Source organism: Pseudomonas sp. P7758, assembly GCF_013386485.1.
GTDB lineage: Bacteria > Pseudomonadota > Gammaproteobacteria > Pseudomonadales > Pseudomonadaceae > Aquipseudomonas.
On the sequence record NZ_JACARS010000019.1, the window covers coordinates 1 to 21945 of the forward strand.

Here is a 21945-nt window from a genome sequence, read left to right on the forward strand (position 1 = left end):
CTGACACTCCGCCTTCGCGAGCAAGCCCGCCCCCACATTTTTTACCGGGTTCCGTCAGGCAAATTGGGCAGCGGCATAACCGGAAGCCCACGCCCACTGGAAATTGAACCCGCCCAGGTGACCGGTCACATCCAACACTTCGCCGATGAAGTACAAACCGGGGCTTTTCAGGGATTCCATGGTCTTGGACGAGACTTCCCGGGTGTCCACGCCACCCAGGGTGACCTCGGCGGTGCGATAGCCTTCAGTACCCGCCGGCACCAGTTGCCAGCTCCCCAGTTTGCCGGCGATGTCGGCAATCTCGGCGTGGGTGTACTGCTTCATCGGCTTGGAAACGAACCAGGTTTCGGCCAGCAGGTTGGCCATCTTCTTGGTGAAGATCTCACCCAGCAGGGTTTTCAGCTCGCTGTTCGGGCGCTCCACCTGTTGCGCTTGCAGCCAGGTGTGGGCGTCGTGGTCGGGCAGCAGGTTGATTTCCACCGTGTCGCCGGGTTCCCAGTAGGAGGAAATCTGCAGGATCGCCGGCCCGCTCAGGCCGCGGTGGGTAAACAGGATGTTCTCGCGAAAGCTTTGGTCGTTGCAGCTCACCAGGCAATCCACGGACGTACCGGACAGCTCGCCGCACAATTCCTTGAGCTGGTCGGTGATGGTGAACGGCACCAGCCCGGCGCGGGTTGGCAGCAGTTCATGGCCGAACTGCTTGGCCACTTGATAACCAAAGCCGGTGGCCCCCAGGGTCGGGATCGACAGCCCGCCGGTGGCGATCACCAGTGATTCGCAGCGCAACTCACCCAGGGTGGTTTGCAACTGATAGCCGCCATCGACCTTGGCAATCTCCTGCACCGAGGTGTCCAGGTGCATGCTCACGCCGACCTGGATGCACTCATCCAGCAGCATCCCGAGGATGTCGCTGGACTTGTTGTCGCAGAACAGCTGGCCGAGTTTTTTCTCGTGGTACGGCACGCCGTGCTTGGCCACCAGCGCGATGAAATCCCACTGGGTGTAGCGGGCCAGGGCGGACTTGCAGAAGTGCGCGTTGTGGGAGAGGAAGTTGGCAGGCTCCGTGTACATATTGGTGAAGTTGCAGCGGCCACCGCCGGACATCAGGATCTTTTTGCCGGCCTTGTTCGCGTGGTCGATCAACATCACCTTGCGCCCACGTCCGGCGGCGGTCAGCGCACACATCAAGCCTGCGGCGCCGGCGCCAATGATCACAACTTCGGTCGAGCGCACAGCCATGTCCTCATACAAATTCTGAATTGGAATACAGTCAAATGTGGGAGCGGGCTTGCTCGCGAATGCGGTGTATCAGTCGACAGATTCGGTGACTGACACTCCGCATTCGCGAGCAAGCCCGCTCCCACATTTTTGATCTCGGTATAGTTTGAGATCTTTACAGGATACGCACGCGCAACGAACGGCCTTTGATCTTGCCGTCATTCAAACGCTGCAGCGCCTGCTTGGCGATCCCGCGTTCAACGGCCACGAACGCCTGGAAATCAAAGATCGCGATCTTGCCGACCTGGGCCCCCGGAATCCCGGCTTCACCGGTCAGTGCGCCGAGGATGTCGCCCGGGCGAACCTTGTCTTTACGGCCGGCGGCAATGCACAGGGTGCTCATCACTGGCAGCAACGGGCCGCCGCTTTGCGGCTTGAGGTTGTCCAACTGGTCCCAGTTCAGCGGCGACTTCTGCAACTGCTCGATGGCCTGGGCGCGGTGGGCTTCAGACGGGGCAACCAGGCTGATAGCGATGCCAGTCTCACCCGCGCGACCGGTACGGCCCACGCGGTGGATGTGGATTTCCGAGTCGCGGGCCAGTTCGACGTTGATCACCATGTCCAGTGCATCAATGTCCAGGCCACGGGCTGCCACGTCGGTGGCGACCAGTACCGACGTACTGCGGTTGGCGAACATCGCCAGTACCTGGTCACGGTCGCGCTGTTCCAGGTCGCCATGCAGGCCAACGGCGGAGATGCCCTTGGCGGTCAGGTGATCCACGGTTTCCTGCACTTGCTGCTTGGTAAAGCAGAAGGCTACGCAAGACGCCGGGCGGAAATGCGCCAGGACCTTGGTCACCGCGTCCATGCGCTCTTCCGGGGAGATCTCGTAGAAGCGTTGCTCGATCTGGTCGTCCGAGTGGAACGCTTCGGCCTTGACCTGTTGCGGCGCGCGCATGAATTTCGAGGCCAGTTGCTTGATGCTCACCGGGTAGGTGGCCGAGAACAGCAGGGTCTGGCGGCGGGCCGGGGTCTTGCTGATGATGTCTTCGATGGCGTCGTAGAAGCCCATGTCGAGCATGCGGTCGGCTTCATCGAGGATCAGCGTGTTCAAGCCGTCCAAAACCAGCGAACCCTTGCGCAGGTGCTGCTGGATGCGGCCCGGGGTGCCGACGATGACGTGGGCGCCGTGCTCCAGGGAGGCGATCTGCGGGCCGAGGGACACGCCGCCGCACAGGGTCAGCACCTTGATGTTGTCTTCGGCGCGGGCCAGGCGCCGGATTTCCTTGGCCACCTGGTCAGCCAGCTCGCGGGTCGGGCACATGACCAGTGCCTGGCAACCGAAGTAGCGCGGGTTGATCGGGTTCAGCAGGCCGATGCCGAAGGCTGCGGTCTTGCCGCTGCCGGTCTTGGCCTGGGCAATCAGGTCCAGCCCTTTGAGGATCACCGGCAAGCTTTGCGCCTGGATCTGCGTCATCTCGACATAACCCAGCGAGTCGAGGTTAGCCAGCATGGCGGCGGACAGGGGCAAAGTATTAAAAGCGGTGGCGATGGTAGTCACGGGACTGGCTCTGCAAAACAAAATGTCGCGCAGTGTACCAGCCTCGTGGGATTTTCCCTGCAAGTTCTAGACGAGAAGCCTGTTAATGCTCAATGTCGTGCTCACGGCTGACCACGCGTTTGCCGTCTTTTGGCGACAATTGCAGGAAGATCGCCGCCGCCAGCATCGCCATGATGCCCACGGTGACGAAGGTCAACTGGAACGCGCCGAGCACGGTGTCGACCCCGTCGTTGCCCACTTCGGCGGTAAAACCACCCAGCAGCGCACCGGCGCAGGCCACCCCAAGGCTCAGGGACAACTGCGCCACCACCGACAGCAAACTGTTGCCGCTGCTGGCCTGGGCGTCGTCGAGGTCGATCAGGGTCACGGTGTTCATCGCGGTGAATTGCAGCGAGTTGATCGCCCCGAGGATCGCCAGCATGCTCAGCAGCAGCGGGTAGGGCGTGTGTTCGCTGACCAGGCCCATGCTTGCCAGCATGATGCCCAGCGCCAGGGTGTTGCCGGTCAGCACCACGCGGTAGCCCAGGCGCTCGATCAGCGGCCGGGCGATGGACTTGGCAAACATCGCCGCCGCCGCCAGGGGCAGCATGCTCATCCCGGCTTCGGACGGTGAGTAACCGAGCGCCACCTGCAGCAACAGCGGCACCAGGAAAGGCAACGCGCCGCTGCCCAGGCGAGCGAACAGGTTGCCGAGGATGCCCACCGCAAAGGTCCGGGTCTTGAACAGCACCGGCGAGAACAGCGGGTTGTCGATATGCCCGGCGCGCAGCCAGTAAGCCGCCAGGCACGCGAGGCCGCCGAACAGCAGCAACATCACCCGCAGGTGCGGCAGGTGCAATTCGCCGAGGCCTTCCATGGCGATAGTGATCAGCACCATCGCCGCGCCGAACAGCAGGAAACCCACGCCGTCGAACCGCGTACGTTCGCTGCCGCGCAGGTCGGGGATGAATTTCCAGACGGCGTAGCAGCCGATGATGCCCACCGGCAGGTTGATCAGGAAGATCCAGTGCCAGGTCAGGTATTGCACCATCCAGCCGCCCATGGTCGGGCCGAGCAGTGGGCCGAGCAGCCCGGGAATGGTGATGAAACCCATGATCCGCACCAGCTCCGAGCGCGGGTAGGCGCGCAGCACCACCAGCCTGCCCACCGGCAACATCAACGCACCGCCCAGGCCCTGGATCACCCGGGCGCCCACCAGCATGGTCAGCGTGCTGGAGAGCGCGCAGAGCAACGAGCCAATGCTGAACAGCATGATCGCGCCGAAGAAGATCTTCTTGGTGCCGAAGCGGTCGGCCACCCAGCCCGAGGCGGGAATCAGCAGGGCCACGGTGAGCATGTAGGCAATCACTACGCCTTGCATGCGCAACGGGTTCTCCGCCAGGTCTCGGGCCATGGCCGGCAACGCGGTGTTGAGAATCGTCCCATCCAGCGATTGCATGAAGAAGGCAATCGCTACCACCCAGGGTAGCCAGCGGGCGGTCTTGGCATCGAGAGGGGCGCGATTCGGCATGAGTTACCTTTTTGTTAGCAGCCTATGTGTCGGCGATTATGCGCCATCGGCGGCTCCTTTTCCCACAGGCCCTTCGTCTATATCTGACAGCGCCACGTGTTTGCCCACCAGGAAATCAATCAGCGCGCGGTGCACGGCCAGGGCCGCCTCGCGGGATTCCAGGTCGAGCAAATGGCCGGTGTGTTCGGCGGTGGCGAAGCTGCTGCGGCCTACGTATTTCTTGAACAGTTGGGCTTCGTCTGCCGGGGTGTACTCGTCCAGCACGCCGTTGAGGAAGTGCACCGGGGTTTCGATCCGGGTCAGTTGCGGCAGGTAGTTGCCGTCACCCAGCGCCAGCACCTGATGGATATGGAAGCGTGCTTGGCGATACTCGGTGGTGGCCATGGTCGACAGGTGCCGGTGATTGTTGCGCTTGAGCCGGGGCGACAGGTATTTGCCCACGGTTTCATTCAGCAGATGGCCGACGGCGGATTTGTCATCGGCCTCGATCAGCACGCGCACCCGCTCTACGTATTCGAGCATGGCCTGGTTGAGGTTGGGCGCCAGTGCCATCACCACCGAGCTTTCAATCGACGGCGGGTTGTGGGCGAGGGTCAGCAGCGTGGAAATCCCGCCCCATGAGGCAGACACCAGGTGGTTGACCTCAAAGCGTTCCACCAGAGCGCGCAGGATCTGCACTTCATCGTCCTTGGTCACAAGGTCGAGGTCGGTGTTGTGCGGGCGTGAATAGCCGGAGAACGGCAGGTCGAACATCAGCACATTGAAGTGCTCGGACAGGCACTTGCTGGTGCGTGCAAACGAGCGGGTGGTGGACAGCGCGCCGTTGACCAACAGCACGGTTTTCTTCTCTGGGTTGTTACCAAGCTGCTCTACGTGAACGTTGTAGTGCTTGAACAGCTTTTCAATGACAAAACTTCCATGGTTCATGTCAACGCTCCAGCTTGCCCTATCCCGGGCAAGGTCGTGCATCACTTGCGTGCAAGTGGGTTGAGGACGGCGGGGTGTTGTTTGAGTTTTTTTACCGCGCGGACGTGGCTAGGTGCCACCAACCTTTATAACGAGGTTTTTCGCGAGCGACAACTGGCCGGACGGCCAGGTGTCTGGAGTGGGGCTTTGAGGATGAACCGAATCAAAATGTGGAATGCGATCAACTGTGGGAGCGGGCTTGCTCGCGAATGCGGTGCCTCAGTCACAGATGTAGTGGCTGACACGCCGCATTCGCGAGCAAGCCCGCTCCCACATGGGTTTTGCGTTGCTTATAAGGTCAGGGTCAGGCGTTTTACCAGCGCCCCCGGCAGCAGATTGGATGACGTATTGCGCTGGCTATACGTACTCGCCGACAGCAGCAATTCCCGATCAGCGGTCAGCGCTTCCAGTTGCGAGCCCAGCAGGCTGTACACGCTGTCATCAAAACGCATGGTGCTGACCGGCGCCTTGATCTCACCGTCCTCGACCCAGAACGTGGCGAAGCGGGTCATTCCGGTCAGGCGCGCGGCGGGCTGGTCGGAGTAGTTCAGGTACCACAGGTTGCTGATGTACAAACCGGTACCCAGTTGCTTGAGGATATCGGCCTGGGCCAGGTCGCCGGCGGCCATCTGCAGGGCGCTTGGAGATTCATCGCCGCTGGCGCCATTGGTGCTCAAGCCGTATTCGGCAGCACTGCGGGAGTTCACCAATTGGCCTTCAGCCTTGCCGGCATTGATCAGCTTCACATCACTGCGCCGATAGCCGTCACGGGAAAACGCCGAACTCAGGGAGCCGCTGACCTGTTCGTCCAGGGTCACCAGCGGGCTCAAGGACTGATCACCGCCATACAACCGTTGCAACGGGCTGCCTTTGCTGGCGATGGCCTGGGCGGAAAACCCGCCCCAGGTGAGCATGCTGATGATTTCTTCCATGGCCGCCGGGGCAAGGTAGGCGCGGTATTGCCCCGGTGCCAGCGGGTGCAGCGGGCGACCAAGGTATTCCAGTTGCTCACGGGCCTGCTTGAAACGCTGGGCGAAGGCCACGCTGTCCCAATCGTTGCCGGCGTAGCTGGCTTTCACCGCTTCACCGTTGGCGTGGAACAGGCTGAAGTCGAAGTTGAAACTGTTGGCCTGGTGCCAGCCGAAGGCGCCTGATGAACTGGCGAAACCACGGCTGATAGGGCCGGCGGCGTAGAATCCGACCATGTCCACGCCCTCGGCGGCCGCGCTGATTGCTTCCAGCACCTGGGCCAGGTCCGGCAGTGGTCGGTCCTGCTGGTCCTTGTTTTGCCAGGCGTTGTGGTTGAGCAGCAGGTACGGATCCTGCGGCAACAACGGCAAGGTCTCGCGCAGTTGTTGCAGGCCGTCGGCCAGGCGCTGGCGATCCAGTTCAGGCTCGCCCGCCAGGGTGATACCGAGGTCGGCGTGGCGCCCGTCATTGATCAGCTTCAGGTTCAGGCTGGCCTGTTGCACCTGGCCGGCCTGGCGCACTTTGCCGTGGTTGAAACGCACAAACTCGGAGGACTCGTCGGCGTAGCCGAGGTGGAATTGTTCGTGGTCGGTGATGGCCTGCTTGAGCCAATCCACCAGGGCTTTGAAATTATTCATCAGGCGTCTCCCCCGAACACGTCCACGTTGCTGAACACACAGGCCGGCGACGCATGGCCGACGCGGATCACCTGGTTGGGTTCGCCCTTGCCGCAGTTCGGCGTGCCCAGCACCTTGAAGGTGCTGGCGTCGCCGACGGCGCTGAGGTTGCGCCAGAACTGCGCGGAAATCGCCCGGTAGTTGGGGTTCTTCACCACGCCTTTGAGCTCGCCGTTTTCAATCAACTGGCCCCACTCGCAGCCAAACTGGAATTTGTTGCGTGCATCGTCAATCGACCACGAACGGTTGGTGGACATCAGGATGCCGTTCTCGATGCCGCCAATCAGCTGCGCCATGTTCTGGTCGCCGGCCTCGATATTCAGGTTGGCCATGCGGTCGATCGGCGCGCGGTTCCAGCTGCAGGCACGGCTGTTGGCCACGCCTTGCATGCCGGCGCGGTATTGCGACAACGCACCGCCCAACGGCTTGAGCAGCAAGCCTTCGCGGATCAGGAATTGTTTGCTGGCCTTCGTGCCGTCGTCGTCATGCCCGTAGCTGGCGAGCTGCTCGGGAATGTCCGGGTCGAAGGTCACGTTCAGCAGGTTGGAGCCGTATTGCAGGTGACCGAAATCGCTGGCCTTGACGAAGCTGGTGCCGGCGTAATTGCGCTCGTCGCCCAGGATGCGGTCGAGTTCCAGCGGGTGGCCGATGGATTCGTGGATCTGCAGGATCATCTGGTCGGGCATCAGCAGCAGGTCGCGTGGGCCCTGGGGTGTGTTCGGGGCCAGCAGCAGTTGCAGCGCCTGGTCGGCAATTTGCGGCGCGGCGCCCACCAGGCCGAAGCGGCTGATCACGTCGAAGCCGCCTTGCTGGCCGAAGTTGGTGCCGCCCAGGGTGCGGGTCTGGCTGTCATTGCCGTCGTAGGCCGTGACGTTGACACCCGGGAACACAAACCGCTGGGCCTGGCGCAGTTCGGCGCCGGCGCTGTTGAGGTAGATCTGTTCGACGTGGGTGGTGCCCAGGCTGACTTCCCAGTTCACCAGGCGCTCGTCCTTGGGCACGGCGGCCGATTCGGCGCCGAGCAGTTGGTAGCAGTCGCTCAGGGACGGGAAGGGCTGGTCGAGGCTCGGCGACAGGTAGTCGGCAATGTCGCTGGACACTGGCTGGTCGCGCAGGTCGAGCAGGGCGTGGGGCTTGATGAGCCGGGCTTGCTGTTCGGCGCGCTCAAGGGCGGCTTGCAGGCCGGGCAGGGAAATGTCGTGGGTGGCGGCGTAGGCTTCGACGCCATTGAGGCGCACGGTGAGCATCGCGCCTTCGTCCTGGCTGAGGTGTGGCGGCTCGGCGACGTTCTTGCGTACCGACAGGTACTGGCCGGACTCGCGGACGTAGCGCAGGGAAAAGAATTCGGCGGTGGTGCGCAGGGCACTGAACTGCTTTTTGAGTGTGGCGTGGTGTTCGAACATGGGGCCTTCCTTGTGGGCGGCTCGGCGCGGGCAGGCAAACAGAGTAGGCCTGGGCTGGGAGCTGATCAAGGAAAGTGTAGGCGGGCGGGAGGTCTTGCGGTGTCAGATCGGGCCTCTTCGGGAGCAAGCCCCCTCCCACATTTGATCGGGTTCACACGGTCAAAAATGTGGGAGCGGGCTTGCTCGCGAAGGGAGCACCTCGGTCCATCAGTTACTGCGCAGTAGGACCCACTTCACGCATCGGCTTGCCACGCACCGGCGCATCGCCTGCCACGTAGTAATCCGCAGTGCTGCGCGGCAGTGGCTTGCGGCCACGGATCTTGTCGGCGATTTTCTCGGCGATCATGATCGTCGGCGCGTTCAGGTTGCCGGTGGTGATGATCGGCATGATCGAGGCGTCAACCACGCGCAGACCCTGCATGCCATGCACACGGCCTTCGGCGTCAACCACGGCCATCTCGTCGGTGCCCATCTTGCACGAGCAGGACGGGTGGAACGCGGTCTCGGCGTGCTCACGGATAAACTTGTCCAGTTGCTCGTCGGTCTGCACGTCGATGCCCGGGCTGATTTCGCGGCCACGGTATTGGTCCAGTGCCGGCTGCTGCATGATTTCACGGGTCAGGCGGATGCCGTCACGGAATTCCTGCCAGTCCTGTTCGGTGGCCATGTAGTTGAAGAGGATGCTCGGGTATTCCCGTGGGTTCTTCGACTTCAGCTGCACGCGGCCACGGCTCGGCGAACGCATGGAGCCCATGTGCGCCTGGAAACCGTGCTCTTTCACACCGTTGCTGCCGTTGTAGTTAATCGCCACCGGCAGGAAGTGATACTGGATGTTCGGCCAATCGAATTCTTCACGGGTACGGATGAAACCGCCCGCTTCGAACTGGTTGCTGGCGCCGATGCCGGTGCCGTTGAACAGCCACTCGGCACCAATGGCCGGCTGGTTGTACCAGAGCAGCGACGGGTACAGCGAGACCGGTTGGGTGCACGCGTATTGCAGGTACAGCTCAAGGTGATCCTGCAGGTTTTCGCCGACGCCTGGCAGGTCGTGGACCACCGGGATGTCGAGGCTTTCCAGCAGCTTCGCCGGGCCGACGCCGGAACGTTGCAGCAGTTGCGGCGAAGCGATTGCGCCGCTGCACACCAGGACTTCCTTGCGGGCACGGGCTTCAACGCGCTCTTCGGCAGCACCGATCAGGTAACGCACGCCGACGGCGCGCTTGCCTTCGAACAGGACTTTGTCGGTCAGGGCATGGGTGACGATGGTCAGCGTCGAGCGCTTCTTGGCCGTGTCCAGGTAACCGCGAGCGGTGCTGGCGCGACGACCGTTTGGCGTCACGGTACGGTCCATCGGGCCGAAGCCTTCCTGCTGGTAGCCGTTCAAGTCTTCGGTACGTGGGTAACCGGCCTGTACGCCGGCTTCAACCATCGCGTGGAACAGCGGGTTGTTGCCGGCCTTTGGCGTGGTCACGCTGACCGGGCCGTCTCCACCGTGGTAGTCGTTCGGGCCGATGTCGCGGGTTTCGGCTTTACGGAAATACGGCAGGCAGTCCAGGTAGGTCCAGTCTTCCAGGCCCGGCAGTTTCGACCAGTTGTCGTAGTCCATCGCGTTGCCGCGGATGTAGCACATGCCGTTGATCAACGAGGAACCGCCGAGGCCCTTGCCGCGACCGCATTCCATCCGGCGGCCGTCCATGTGTGGCTCTGGATCGGTTTCGTAGGCCCAGTTATAGCGGCGGCCTTGCAGCGGGAACGCCAGGGCGGCTGGCATCTGGGTACGGAAATCGAAACGATAGTCCGGGCCGCCGGCTTCCAGCAGCAGGACGGTGACGCCTTCGTCTTCGGTCAGACGGGTCGCCAGGGTGTTACCGGCAGAGCCGGCACCCACAATGATGTAGTCGTATTCTTGGGACATTGAATGCACCCTCGTGAAAGTTGGTTCAGGCTGCTTTTGTGGCGAGGGAGCTTGCTCCCGTTCGACTGCGCAGCAGTCGCAAAGTCAGCGCTCGAGTTCTGTCTGAAAGAACTGCGGTACCTGGCATGGGGCTGCTTCGCGGCCCGACGGGAGCAAGCCCCCTCGCCACATGGGCCATGCCAGGCTCAATCAGGTTTTAGAACACCGAGGCGTAGTCGCCCAGCTCAACCTGTACCGATTTGATGCGAGTGAAGTTGTTCAGCGAGCTGATCCCGTTTTCACGGCCCACGCCCGACTGCTTGTAGCCGCCCACCGGCATCTTCGCGTCGGACTCGCCCCAGGCGTTGATCCAGCAGATACCGGCTTCCAGCTGATGAATCACGCGGTGGGCGCGGTTCAGGTCCTTGGTCACCAGGCCAGCGGCCAGGCCGAAGTCGGTGTCGTTGGCGCGGCGGATCACTTCTTCTTCGGTGTCGTAGGTGAGGATGCTCATCACCGGGCCGAAGATTTCTTCACGCACGATGGTCATTTCGTCGGTGCAGTCAGTGAACACGGTCGGGGCCACGTAGGCACCCTTGGCGAATTCACCGTCGGTCAGACGGTCGCCGCCGCACAGCACGCGGGCGCCTTCTTCTTTACCTTTGGCGATGTAGCCGAGCACGCTTTCCATGTGGGCGAAGCTGACCAGCGGGCCGAAGTTGGTGTTTTCATCTTCCGGGTTGCCGATGCGGATGCGGGCAACGCGCTCGGCGATCTTGGCTTCGAACGCGCCTTTGAGGGCGATCGGAACGAACACGCGGGTGCCGTTGGTGCAGACCTGGCCCGAGCTGTAGAAGTTGGCCATCATCGCGATGTCGGCGGCGCGGTCGAGGTCGGCGTCGTCGAAAATGATCAGCGGGGATTTGCCGCCCAGTTCCATGGTGACTTCCTTGAGCGAAGAGCTCGAAGCGCTGGCCATGACTTTCTTGCCGGTGTCGGTGCCGCCGGTGAAGGAGACTTTCTCGATGCGCGGGTGTTCGGTCAGCCAGGTGCCGACTTCACGGCCGCTGCCGGTCAGGACGTTGAACACGCCATCCGGAACGCCGGCCGCGGTGTAGATTTCAGCCAGTTTCAGGGTGGTCAGCGAGGTGACTTCGCTTGGCTTGAAGATCATCGCGTTACCGGCCGCCAGGGCAGGTGCGGATTTCCACAGGGCGATCTGGATCGGGTAGTTCCATGCGCCGATACCGGCCACGACGCCCAGTGGCTCGCGACGGGTGTAGACGAACGAGGTGTCACGCAGCGGGATCTGCTCGCCTTCGATGGCGGGCACCAGGCCTGCGTAGTATTCCAGCACGTCAGCGCCGGTGACGATGTCGACGTATTGGGTTTCGGAATACGGCTTGCCGGTGTCCAGGGTTTCCAGGGCGGCCAGTTCGTCGTTGCGCTCACGCAGGATGTCGACGGCACGACGCAGGATGCGCGAACGCTCCATGGCAGTCATGGCGGCCCAGATTTTCTGGCCCTTTTCGGCGCTGACCACAGCGCGCTCGACGTCTTCTTTGGTAGCGCGTTGCACGTTGGCGAGAACTTCACCGTTAGCCGGGTTGATGGCTTCGAAAGTGGCATCGCTGCCAGCGTCGGAGTAGCCGCCGTCAATGTAGAGTTTTTGCAGTTCGAAACGGGCCATAAAGTCCTCGCAAGTGCATTAGTGGTTGGCGCGGTTCGGGAGTTGAGCGTTTATGTGTGCTCTAACTCACCTGCTTGGCCAATTGGAAATCCATGTATTCGTAAGCGATCCGTTGCGCCTGCTCCGTGTCGAAAGCGTCTCCCGACAGGGCGCCGCGCAACCACAAACCGTCGATCAGGGCCGCCAGGCCTCGGGCTGCGCTGCGTGCCTCGGGCAACGGCAACGCTCGGCGGAACTGGCAACACAGGTTGGAATACAGACGGTGATCGTTGATCCGCTGCAGCCTGTGCAATGACGGGTGGTGCATGCTGGTGGCCCAGAAGGCCAGCCAGGTTTTCATAGCCGGGCCGTTGACTTGGCTGGCGTCGAAGTTGCCTTCGATGATCACCTGAAGATGGGCCCGCGGGCTGTCATCTTTCAGCGCCAACCGGCGCTCGGTGACGTTCTCGATCAGCACGTTCATCAGGTACCGCATCGTGGCGGCGATCAGGCCATTCTTGTCCTGAAAATAGTGACTGATGATGCCATTCGAGACACCGGCCAGACGGGCGATCAGCGCAATGCTGGCATCCCCCATTCCGACCTGATCGACGGCCGTCAATGTGGCTTCGATCAACTGCTGGCGGCGTATGGGTTGCATACCGACCTTGGGCATCGTGCACCTCTCCTTAGGCCTGCCAACGGGCGATAAACGTCCGTCGGCTTGAGGGCCAGTCTATTTTGTTTTGATTGAACGTTCAATCAACAAAGAATAAGATCTGCGACAAATGGTCGCTGCCTACAGGTATTTCCTACGTGCATGTGGCGCCACCTGACATCGGGAAAACCCATGAAACAGCCCGGCACAGCGGTTCGCCGGGGGTTTATGGTTTTTCGGGGTGTCTTTATACACCCGTCCGTCGACTGCCGAAAAATCGATGGCTCGGGTCAAGCGTTGCCTTGTGTTTCTCTGCACTGCCCGGAGCATCTGTGCCATGAGTTCTGCCTCTCTTATAAAGACCCCGCCAGAAAAGGTGCGGGTCAACGGTTGGGTGTTCTACACCTCCACCGCGCTGATTCTGTTGTTGACCGCGATTCTGATCATCGCCCCGCAGGAAGCCGGCAGGATGCTCGGTGTGGCCCAAGCCTGGTTGTCGAAAAGCTTTGGCTGGTACTACATGGTCGTGATCGCCGCCTACCTGGTGTTTGTGGTGGGCCTGGCGTTTTCGTCCTATGGCAAATTGAAACTGGGCAGCAAGGACGACACCCCGGACTTCAGCTACGGCGCCTGGGCCGGCATGCTCTTCTCGTCGGGCATCGGCATCTCGCTGCTGTACTTCGGCGCCTCCGAGCCGCTGGACCACTACTTCAACCCGCCTGAAGGCGCATCGGCCACCGGCGAAGCTGCACGCCAGGCGTTGCAGTTGACGTTCCTGCACTGGGGCCTGCACGGCTGGGCGATCTACGCACTGGTCGGCTTGGCCGTGGCGTACTTTGCCTACCGTCATAACCAGCCGCTGGCCTTGCGTTCGGCGCTGTACCCGCTGGTGGGCGAGCGTTGGGTCAAAGGTGCGGCCGGTCACGCGGTAGACGGCTTCGGCATGTTCGTAACGCTGCTGGGCCTGGTGACGAACCTGGGGATTGGTTCGATGCAAGTGTCCTCCGGGTTGGAAAACCTGTTCGGCATGGAACACAGCAACACCAACCTGCTGATCGTGATCATCGTGATGAGCACCGTGGCGACTATTGCTGCGGTGTCGGGTGTGGAGAACGGCATTCGCCGCCTGTCCAACCTGAACATCGTGCTGTTCAGCGGCCTGCTGATTTTCGTGCTGCTGTTCGGCCCGACCCTGCACCTGCTCAACGGCTTCGTGCAGAACATCGGCGACTACATGAACGGCATCGTGCTGAAGACCTTCGACCTGTACGTGTACGAAGGCGACGCCGACAAGACCGAACGCTGGATGGGCCTGTGGACCCTGTTCTACTGGGCCTGGTGGATTTCCTGGGCGCCATTCGTGGGCATGTTCATCGCGCGTATTTCCCGTGGTCGCACGGTGCGTGAACTGGTGGCCGGCGTGCTGCTGATCCCGCTGGGCTTCACCCTGGCGTGGCTGTCGATCTTCGGCAACTCGGCCCTGGACCTGGTGGTGAACCATGGCGCGGTGGAGTTGGGCAAGACGGCGCTGGAACAGCCGTCCATGGCGATCTACCAACTGCTTGAGCATTACCCGGCGTCGAAAATCGTCATCGGTGTGTCGATCTTTGTGGGCTTCGTACTGTTCCTGACCCCGGCGGATTCCGGCGCGGTGATGATGGCGAACCTGTCCTGCAAGGGCGGCAACGTTGACGAAGATGCGCCGCACTGGCTGCGGATTTTCTGGTCGGCGGTGATCACCCTGGTGACCATCGGCCTGCTGTTCGCCGGTAACTTCGAAGCCATGCAAACCATGGTGGTGCTGGCGGGCTTGCCGTTCTCGGTGGTGCTGGTGTTCTTCATGTTCGGCCTGCACAAGGCGATGCGCCAGGACGTGGCGATCGAGTTGGAGCAGGCGCAGTTGGCCGAGCGTGGTCGGCGTGGTTTCAGCGAGCGTTTGACTGCCCTGGACCTGCAACCGAGCCAGGGTACCGTGCAACGCTTTATGGACAAGCACGTCACGCCGGCGCTGGAAGAAGCGGCGACTGCGTTGCGTGACCAGGGGCTGGAAGTGCAGACCCTGCTGGGCAAATCCAAGCGCTGCATTGGTGTGCGCATCGAGATGCAAGAGGGCAATCCGTTTGTCTACGAGGTCAGCCTGGATGCTTATTCGTCGGCACCGAACGACTTGCCCGAGGAAGAACGCACGCGCTACTACCGCGCCGAGGTTTACCTGCACAACGGGCCTCAGGAATACGACCTGATGGGCTTCACCCAGGAGCAGATCACCCGGGACGTGCTCGATCAGTTTGAAAGCCATCGGCAGCTCCTTGGCCGTGTCTATAGCTGAGTGTTGAAAGGACAGGTGGTGTCGTTACTGACACCACCTGAGCAAAATGTGGGAGCGGGCTTGCTCGCGAATGCGCAGTGTCAGTCAGTACATCTGACACTGATACACCGCATTCGCGAGCAAGCCCGCTCCCACATTTATGTTGCGGTGTCTGTTAGCCCAGGTTCTTGCCCAAAAGGGCGTGATAGAGCTCGCTGTCACCCAGAATCCCCACCACCTTGTTGTTGTCCTGCAGCACCAGCTTGTTCCCTGTCTGATACCGAATCTGCAGCGCCTCACGCATCCCGATATTCGAATCCACCAGCGTCGGCATCCGGCCCAGGCCCTCCACCGATTGCCCCGGTGCCCAGTTCTGCAGGTTCAGCACCGAACCGTTCTGCCGCGCGCCCTTGATGGTGTTGCCTTCGGCCAGGTCCAGCCACGAGTCACCGCCCGGGTCCAGGCTGATGGAGCCGTTGACGTGGGTGCAGTTATCCACCGTGCGCATCAGGCTGCGGCCACACAGCACATTCAGCGGGTTGGTGTGGGCCACGAAGGTCCGCACATAGTCATCCGCCGGGTTCAGCACGATCTCTTCCGGCACGCTGTACTGGATGATCCGCCCGTCTTTCATGATCGCGATGCGGCTGCCGAGTTTCAGCGCCTCATCCAGGTCGTGGCTCACGAATACGATGGTCTTGCTCAGCTTGCGTTGCAGCTCCAGCAACTCATCCTGCAAGCCCTGGCGGATCAGCGGGTCGAGTGCCGAGAAGGGTTCGTCCATCAACAGGATATCGGCGTCCATCGCCAATGCGCGGGCCAGGCCGACACGCTGCTGCATGCCACCGGAAAGCTCGTCGGGCTTCTTGTTGCGCCACTGCGACAGGCCCACCAGTTCCAGCTTGTCATCCACCAGCTTGCGCCGCTCTTTCTCCGGACGGCCCTGCATCTCCAGGCCGAAGCTGATGTTCTCGCGCACCGTCAGCCAGGGCATCAGGGCGAACTTCTGGAACACCATGGCGATGCGCTGGGTGCGCATCATTTTCAGCTCGGCGGGGGTGCAGGATGCGATGTCGATCTGGCGACCTTCATGCTCCACAAACAGCTTGCCGCGGCTGACGGTGTTCAAGCCATTGATGCAGCGCAACAAGCTCGACTTGCCCGAGCCGGACAGGCCCATCAGCACGCAGATCTCGCCTTTCTCGACATCCAGGCTGGCGTTTTCAACGCCGACAATCTGCCCGGTCTTTTTCAGGATCTCGTTGCGCGTCATGCCCTGGTCCAGCAGCTTGAGCGCCTCGCGTGGGTCTTTGGAGAAGATCACGTCGACATTTTCGAATCGGATAATGCTCATGCATCACCCCCTACTTTGGCGTCGGGTTGTTTGCAGATGCGGTCGAGCATGATGGCCAGCAGTACGATCGCCAGGCCGGCTTCAAAGCCCAGGGCGATGTCGGCGGTGTTCAGCGCGTTGACCACCGGTTTGCCGAGGCCGTCGGCGCCCACCAGGGCCGCGATCACCACCATCGACAACGACAGCATGATGCATTGGGTAATGCCGGCGGCGATGCTCGGCATGGCGTGGGGCAGTTCGATCCGCGAGAGCAACTGACGGCGCGAGCAGCCAAAGGCCTTGCCGGCGTCCATCAACTCTTGCGGCACATCACGGATACCCAGGTAAGTCAGACGGATAGGCGCGGCAATCGCAAACACCACCGTGGAAATCAGCCCGGGCACCACACCCAGCCCGAAGAGGGTCAGGGTAGGGATGAGGTAGACGAAGGTCGGTACGGTCTGCATCAGATCGAGCACCGGCCGCATCAGGGTGTAGAACATCGGTTTGTGCGCGGCAACAATGCCCAGCGGCACGCCGATCACCACGCAGACCAGGGTGGCGAACAGCACTTGCGCCAGGGTCTCCATGGTTTCCTGCCAGTACCCCAGGTTGAGGATCAGCAGGAAGGAGGCGATGACAAACACCGTCAGGCCCCATTTGCGTTGAATGAAGTGAGCGAGCAGCGCAATCAGACCGATCAATGCCAGTGGATTGAACCAGGTCAGCGCGAACGTCACGCCGTGGATCATCGTTTCCAGGGTCGATGCGATTGCGTCGAAGTAGGCGGCCCCGTGTTGGGTCAACCACTCAACGAAGGCAGCGATGTACTGGCCTAGCGGGATTTTATGTTCAGTCAGCATGGTAGTGAATGTCCACATGCGAAGAGGAAAAACATCCCGGGCCAGCGTACCGGCCCGGGGTCAGCGGTTTACTTGGCGAGGTAAGCTTTGACGGCCTCCAGTCCTGGTTTGCCATCGACAGTGGTGACACCGGCGAGCCAGGTGTCGAGCACTTGCGGGTTCTTCTTCAGCCACGCCTTGGCGGCGGCGTCGGGCTTCATTTTGTCGTCCAGGACGTTACCCATCAGGGTGCTTTCCATGTTCAGGGTGAACGACAGGTTTTTCAGCAACTGGCCCACGTTGCTGCATTCCTGGGTGTAGCCCTTGCGGACGTTGGTGTAGATGGTGGCCTGGCCGTAGTTGGGGCCGAATGAATCATCACCCCCGGTCAGGTACTTCATCTTGAAGCGGGTGTTCATCGGGTGCGGTTCCCAGCCGAGGAACACGATGGCCTGGTCGCGCTTGGTGGCGCGTTCCACCTGCGAAAGCATCCCGGCTTCGCTGGATTCGACCACTTTGAAACCGGCGGTTTTCAGGCCGAAAGCGTCCTTGTCGATGAGGGTCTGGATGGTCCGGTTGCCGTCGTTGCCCGGCTCGATCCCGTAGATCTTGCCGCCCAGCTCATCCTTGAATTTGACGATGTCGGCGAAGTCTTTCAGGCCCTTGTTGTACAGCGCTTCCGGTACGGCCAGGGTGTACTTGGCGTTTTCCAGGTTGGCGCGCACGGTTTCCACGGTGCCGGCATCACGGTACTGCTTGATGTCGTTTTCCATGGTCGGCATCCAGTTGCCGAGGAAGATGTCCATGTTCTTGCCGTCGGCCAGGGACTTGTAGGTCACGGGTACTGAAATCATCGTGGTGCGGGGTTTGTAGCCGAGGCCCTTGAGGACTTCGCTGGTGGTGGCCGTGGTGACGGTGATGTCGGTCCAGCCGACATCGGAGAAGTTGACGGTCTGGCATTGCGCCGGTTCTGCAGCGTGAGCCACGACTGGCAGACTCAGCATGGCGGCCAACAACAACGACGGGGAACCTTTCATGGGGGTGGACTCCTGGTGTTTTTCTGGCGGCAATAACACCGCGCTTATAGGTGTTGCGGTTGGGCGTGCGGCACAGCTCTGCCACGCAACTGTGCAAACGAGTCGAGACTGATCATGTACCAGTGAAAATCTGACGCCTACAGGGGGCGTCGTATCCAGTACAGGGATGGTCGTATCCAGTGTCGGTGACGTCGCTTACAGATTTTTTCCACGGCAAAACTGCACTTTTTACCGATCTGCACCGCAAAAAACGGCCAAAACGTCGCCTTCCACAACAGCGGCGCTGATGAGCATGGGTACGTCGGTGTGAGACGCCGTGAGCGCCAACAAAAGCTTGATGATGGCCGCATCTGGGCGGATTGCGACATGAGCGTAGCAGCTCCGTCACCAGGCGTTATGTGCGCCTGGCCTGTGCTCATCGAGGAGTTTCACGGCAATGGCTATCAGCGTTTTCGACCTGTTCAAGATCGGCATTGGGCCTTCGAGTTCTCACACCGTCGGCCCCATGCGCGCCGCGGCGTTGTTCGTTCAAGGATTACGTGAACGTGATGTGTTGGAACAAGTCAGGCGCGTCGAAGTTCAGCTGTATGGCTCCTTATCGGCCACGGGCATCGGTCACGGCAGCGACAACGCGGTGATCATGGGCCTGATGGGCGAGTGGCCGGACGCGATCGATCCGTCACAGATCGGCATCCGCATCGAAACCCTGCGCGAGACCCACACACTGCTGCTGGACGCACGTTTGCCGGTGCCTTTCTTATGGGCGCGGGACATGCGCCTGATCGACGAAAACCTGCCGTTCCACCCCAATGCCATGACCCTGGTGGTGTTCGGTGATAACGGCGAGCTGCACCGCGACACCTACTACTCGGTGGGCGGCGGATTCGTGGTGGATGAAGCCCAGGCCAACAGCGGCGTGGCGGACATGGACCGCACCGAGCTGCCCTATGATTTTTCCAGTGCGGTGGAACTGCTGCAGCTGTGCAAGACCCACAACCTGCGGGTCGCTGAGCTGATGTTGGCGAACGAAAAAACCTGGCGCTCGGAAGAAGAAATCCGCAGCGGCCTGATGAAGCTTTGGCGCGCCATGCAGGATTGCGTGGAGCAAGGCCTCAAGCACGAAGGCATCCTTCCCGGCGGCCTTAATGTACGGCGCCGTGCAGCCAAGTTGCACCGCAGCTTGCAGGAGCTGGGCAAGCCGAACGTGATCGGCTCGACCTTGAGCGCGATGGAGTGGGTCAACCTGTTCGCTCTGGCGGTGAATGAAGAAAACGCCGCCGGCGGGCGCATGGTCACGGCACCGACCAACGGCGCGGCGGGGATCATCCCGGCGGTGCTGCACTACTTCATGAAGTTCAGCGAAGAAGTGACCGAGGCCAACGTGGTCGACTATTTCCTCGGCGCAGCGGCGGTGGGCATCCTGTGTAAGAAGAACGCGTCGATCTCGGGTGCTGAAGTCGGCTGCCAGGGTGAAGTCGGCTCGGCGTGCGCCATGGCGGCGGCGGGGTTGGCGGAGATCCTCGGGGCTACGCCGGAGCAATTGTGCAACGCGGCGGAGATTGGCCTGGAACACAACCTCGGCCTGACCTGCGACCCGGTAGGCGGGCTGGTGCAGGTGCCGTGCATCGAGCGTAATGCGATTGCCGCGGTGAAGGCGATCAACGCGGCGCAGATGGCGCTGCGGGGGGATGGCCAGCACTTCATCTCGCTGGACCGGGTGATCCGCACCATGCGCGATACCGGGGCGGATATGCATGACAAGTACAAGGAAACATCGCGGGGTGGGTTGGCGGTGAGTGCGGTGGAGTGTTGATCCGGAAAGACCGCGTCGCCTGCATTCGCGAGCAAGCCCGCTCCCACATTCGACCGAGTTCCTACTGAAAAAACGCGGTCAAGTGTGGGAGCGGGCTTGCTCGCGAATGCGGTAGACCGGGCATCACTGCTCATAAAGTGAACACCGACACCCGCAAGCGCCACCTTTTAGCGCGTCGCAATTAGATAAGTAGCTCCCGAACGATTTCCCCTCATGACCATCGGTCACCCGTGCTTGTGGTGACAGACTTTTCCCACGTCGTTTCTCTCCCTTCCCACAAGTGCTACCGATCTGCTCACACACCTTGAGCCTGCGTTCTCTCACGTCTTTTCTGGGTCATATCCCCCACTCCATGCGCGGGCTTATATAGACACGTCATGAGGTCGTTTTCAGGAGTTATTGAATACGCATTCAACTTTAGGCATGGCATTTGCTCTATCAATACAAAGCCTCTCGCCATAGGAGTTTCCTTAAGGCGATGAGCGCAATAACAAGAGCCTCGCCTGAGGCCATCACCCGCTTTGTGTGAGGAGATACCGCGATGACGTCGTTCAACTCCGGGGCTCAACCCCAGAACCGTGCGCCTCAATCCATCGGCTTTTTGCTGCTGGACAATTTCACGCTGATTTCCCTGGCCTCCGCAGTCGAACCCCTGCGCATGGCCAACCAACTCTCCGGCCGCGAGCTGTATCGCTGGACGACGTTGAGTGTGGACGGAAACCAGGTGTGGGCCAGCGACGGTCTGCAAATCACCCCCGATGCTTCCATGCACAAAGCTCCGGCCCTGGACACCGTGATCGTCTGTGGCGGCGTGGGTATCCAGCGCACCGTGACCCGTGAGCATGTGTCGTGGCTGCAAAGCCAGGCGCGCCAGTCCCGTCGCCTTGGCGCAGTGTGCACCGGCAGCTGGGCCCTGGCCTGCGCCGGCCTGCTGGACGGTTTTGATTGCAGCGTGCACTGGGAATGCCTGGCGTCGATGCAGGAAGCCTTTCCCCGCGTGGCCATGAGCACCCGCCTGTTCACCCTTGACCGCAACCGCTTCACCAGCTCCGGCGGCACCGCGCCGCTGGACATGATGCTGCACCTGATCAGCCGCGACCACGGCCGTGAATTGTCGGCGGCGATCTCCGAGATGTTTGTGTACGAGCGCATCCGCAACGAACAGGATCACCAGCGTGTGCCGCTCAAGCACATGCTTGGCACCAACCAGCCGAAGTTGCAGGAAATCGTCGCGCTGATGGAGGCCAACCTGGAAGAGCCGATTGACCTCGATGAACTGGCGGTGTACGTCGCGGTTTCCCGGCGTCAACTGGAGCGCTTGTTCCAGAAATACCTGCACTGTTCGCCGTCGCGCTACTACCTCAAGTTGCGCCTGATCCGTGCGCGGCAGTTGCTCAAGCAAACGCCGATGTCGATCATCGAAGTGGCGTCGGTGTGCGGGTTTGTCTCCACGCCGCACTTCTCCAAGTGCTACCGCGAATACTTCGGCATTCCGCCGCGGGATGAGCGTGTGGGTTCCAACACCACGCAGCAGGTAGCGATGATGCCGATTCCGCAGGCGCTGGTGTTGTCACCGTTGTCCGGGCCGTTGTCGGCGTTGAGCCAGGCCAGGAATGAGTCGACTTTCGCGAGTGTAAGGCTTTAGACCGAGTCGCCTGCATTCGCGAGCAAGCCCGCTCCCACACTTGACCGCGTTTTTTCAGTAGGAACGCGGTCGAATGTGGGAGCGGGCTTGCTCGCGAATGCGGTATATCAGGCGCCAGAGTTCTGCCGAAATTGCACCAGCGCCGGCAACAACTGCTTGTCGATCGCCTGCCTCACCGCCGGCAAGATCGTCGCGCTGCCGGTGTACATCTGCTCAACCATACCCTTGAGCGCCTTGGCCCGCGCCGCGCTCAAGCCGCGCACCGCACACTCGCAAGCCTGCTCGGCGGTAGCGCCGCTGGACACCTCGAAACCCAACGACCGCAGCTGGCCCAGCAGGTCATCCTGGTCAATCAAATCCGCGTGCATCATGACGTTAATCCTTGTTAGGGGAGCGGGGGATTGAAGTCGATTCTGGTAGGCCATCACCGAGTCGGCAAGGC

Annotated in this window: 16 protein-coding genes; 3 read left to right on the top strand and 13 right to left on the bottom strand. The window is 61.4% G+C overall.

Annotated elements, in window-relative coordinates; translation table 11 throughout:
* Positions 1-54: 54 nt before the first annotated feature.
* The 9 genes from HX873_RS05425 to betI all read right to left on the bottom strand — a co-directional run bounded on the left by HX873_RS05425 (position 55) and on the right by betI (position 12543).
* Positions 55-1233: an NAD(P)/FAD-dependent oxidoreductase gene (locus tag HX873_RS05425; protein WP_102604416.1), complete on the bottom strand. Its 1179-nt coding sequence runs from the start codon at positions 1231-1233 to the stop codon at positions 55-57.
* Between the two features lie 160 nt (positions 1234-1393).
* Positions 1394-2731, bottom strand: coding sequence for an ATP-dependent RNA helicase DbpA (gene dbpA, locus HX873_RS05430; protein ID WP_236260841.1), 1338 nt, complete (start codon positions 2729-2731; stop codon positions 1394-1396).
* A gap of 130 nt (positions 2732-2861) precedes the next feature.
* On the bottom strand, positions 2862-4289 hold the full coding sequence (gene mdtD, locus HX873_RS05435; RefSeq protein WP_003216894.1) for a multidrug transporter subunit MdtD: 1428 nt from the start codon (positions 4287-4289) through the stop codon (positions 2862-2864).
* Positions 4290-4325: 36 nt separating this feature from the next.
* Positions 4326-5216 (bottom strand): alpha/beta fold hydrolase, encoded by an 891-nt coding sequence (locus HX873_RS05440; RefSeq protein ID WP_003216895.1) that lies wholly within the window; start codon positions 5214-5216, stop codon positions 4326-4328.
* A 329-nt stretch (positions 5217-5545) separates the two neighbouring features.
* Complete coding sequence (locus HX873_RS05445; protein WP_177122459.1) at positions 5546-6862, bottom strand: TldD/PmbA family protein; 1317 nt, start codon at positions 6860-6862, stop codon at positions 5546-5548.
* Positions 6862-8304, bottom strand: coding sequence for a TldD/PmbA family protein (locus HX873_RS05450; RefSeq protein WP_134327445.1), 1443 nt, complete (start codon positions 8302-8304; stop codon positions 6862-6864). Before HX873_RS05450 ends, HX873_RS05445 begins: the two co-directional genes overlap by 1 nt.
* A gap of 211 nt (positions 8305-8515) precedes the next feature.
* Complete coding sequence (betA, locus tag HX873_RS05455; protein WP_087693216.1) at positions 8516-10219, bottom strand: choline dehydrogenase; 1704 nt, start codon at positions 10217-10219, stop codon at positions 8516-8518.
* A 196-nt stretch (positions 10220-10415) separates the two neighbouring features.
* Positions 10416-11888 carry a betaine-aldehyde dehydrogenase gene (gene betB, locus HX873_RS05460; protein ID WP_177122460.1) on the bottom strand — a complete coding sequence of 491 codons (1473 nt, stop codon included), beginning with the start codon at positions 11886-11888 and terminating at the stop codon, positions 10416-10418.
* 61 nt (positions 11889-11949) lie between these two features.
* Positions 11950-12543 (bottom strand): transcriptional regulator BetI, encoded by a 594-nt coding sequence (gene betI / locus HX873_RS05465; protein ID WP_003216902.1) that lies wholly within the window; start codon positions 12541-12543, stop codon positions 11950-11952.
* A 376-nt stretch (positions 12544-12919) separates the two neighbouring features.
* Here betI and HX873_RS05470 point away from each other — a divergent pair, with 376 nt between their 5' ends.
* Positions 12920-14854 carry a BCCT family transporter gene (locus HX873_RS05470; protein WP_371135988.1) on the top strand — a complete coding sequence of 645 codons (1935 nt, stop codon included), beginning with the start codon at positions 12920-12922 and terminating at the stop codon, positions 14852-14854.
* Positions 14855-15008: 154 nt separating this feature from the next.
* Here the strand turns inward: HX873_RS05470 and choV are convergent, their stop codons facing one another.
* From choV to HX873_RS05485, 3 genes are all read right to left on the bottom strand, one after another.
* The gene (gene choV, locus HX873_RS05475) at positions 15009-16187 is read right to left on the bottom strand and encodes a choline ABC transporter ATP-binding protein (protein ID WP_003216907.1); all 1179 of its coding nucleotides are present in this window, start codon (positions 16185-16187) and stop codon (positions 15009-15011) included.
* Complete coding sequence (choW, locus tag HX873_RS05480; protein ID WP_003216909.1) at positions 16184-17029, bottom strand: choline ABC transporter permease subunit; 846 nt, start codon at positions 17027-17029, stop codon at positions 16184-16186. The genes choV and choW overlap by 4 nt, the downstream gene beginning before the upstream one ends.
* A gap of 68 nt (positions 17030-17097) precedes the next feature.
* Entirely contained in the window at positions 17098-18045 is a 948-nt protein-coding gene (locus tag HX873_RS05485; protein ID WP_003216912.1) for a choline ABC transporter substrate-binding protein, read from the bottom strand.
* A gap of 436 nt (positions 18046-18481) precedes the next feature.
* Between HX873_RS05485 and HX873_RS05490 the strand changes: the two genes are divergently transcribed.
* The gene (locus HX873_RS05490) at positions 18482-19858 is read left to right on the top strand and encodes an L-serine ammonia-lyase (RefSeq protein WP_177122461.1); all 1377 of its coding nucleotides are present in this window, start codon (positions 18482-18484) and stop codon (positions 19856-19858) included.
* A 541-nt stretch (positions 19859-20399) separates the two neighbouring features.
* Positions 20400-21503, top strand: coding sequence for a GlxA family transcriptional regulator (locus tag HX873_RS05495; protein WP_003216915.1), 1104 nt, complete (start codon positions 20400-20402; stop codon positions 21501-21503).
* Positions 21504-21610: 107 nt separating this feature from the next.
* Here HX873_RS05495 and HX873_RS05500 read toward each other — a convergent pair whose 3' ends face one another.
* A complete protein-coding gene (locus HX873_RS05500; RefSeq protein ID WP_003216918.1) occupies positions 21611-21874 on the bottom strand; it encodes a hypothetical protein in 264 nt (87 codons plus the stop codon).
* Positions 21875-21945: the final 71 nt, after the last annotated feature.

Bases quoted from the DNA above. Each gene is read 5' to 3' on its own strand.
- HX873_RS05445 (WP_177122459.1), bottom strand. From the start codon at position 6,862: ATGAATAATTTCAAAGCCCTGGTGGATTGGCTCAAGCAGGCCATCACC.
- betI (WP_003216902.1), bottom strand. From the start codon at position 12,543: ATGCCCAAGGTCGGTATGCAACCCATACGCCGCCAGCAGTTGATCGAA.
- HX873_RS05485 (WP_003216912.1), bottom strand. From the start codon at position 18,045: ATGAAAGGTTCCCCGTCGTTGTTGTTGGCCGCCATGCTGAGTCTGCCA.
- dbpA (WP_236260841.1), bottom strand. From the start codon at position 2,731: ATGCTGGCTAACCTCGACTCGCTGGGTTATGTCGAGATGACGCAGATC.
- choV (WP_003216907.1), bottom strand. From the start codon at position 16,187: ATGAGCATTATCCGATTCGAAAATGTCGACGTGATCTTCTCCAAAGAC.
- HX873_RS05495 (WP_003216915.1), top strand. From the start codon at position 20,400: ATGACGTCGTTCAACTCCGGGGCTCAACCCCAGAACCGTGCGCCTCAA.
- betB (WP_177122460.1), bottom strand. From the start codon at position 11,888: ATGGCCCGTTTCGAACTGCAAAAACTCTACATTGACGGCGGCTACTCC.
- HX873_RS05440 (WP_003216895.1), bottom strand. From the start codon at position 5,216: ATGAACCATGGAAGTTTTGTCATTGAAAAGCTGTTCAAGCACTACAAC.
- choW (WP_003216909.1), bottom strand. From the start codon at position 17,029: ATGCTGACTGAACATAAAATCCCGCTAGGCCAGTACATCGCTGCCTTC.
- betA (WP_087693216.1), bottom strand. From the start codon at position 10,219: ATGTCCCAAGAATACGACTACATCATTGTGGGTGCCGGCTCTGCCGGT.
- HX873_RS05500 (WP_003216918.1), bottom strand. From the start codon at position 21,874: ATGATGCACGCGGATTTGATTGACCAGGATGACCTGCTGGGCCAGCTG.
- HX873_RS05450 (WP_134327445.1), bottom strand. From the start codon at position 8,304: ATGTTCGAACACCACGCCACACTCAAAAAGCAGTTCAGTGCCCTGCGC.
- HX873_RS05490 (WP_177122461.1), top strand. From the start codon at position 18,482: ATGGCTATCAGCGTTTTCGACCTGTTCAAGATCGGCATTGGGCCTTCG.
- mdtD (WP_003216894.1), bottom strand. From the start codon at position 4,289: ATGCCGAATCGCGCCCCTCTCGATGCCAAGACCGCCCGCTGGCTACCC.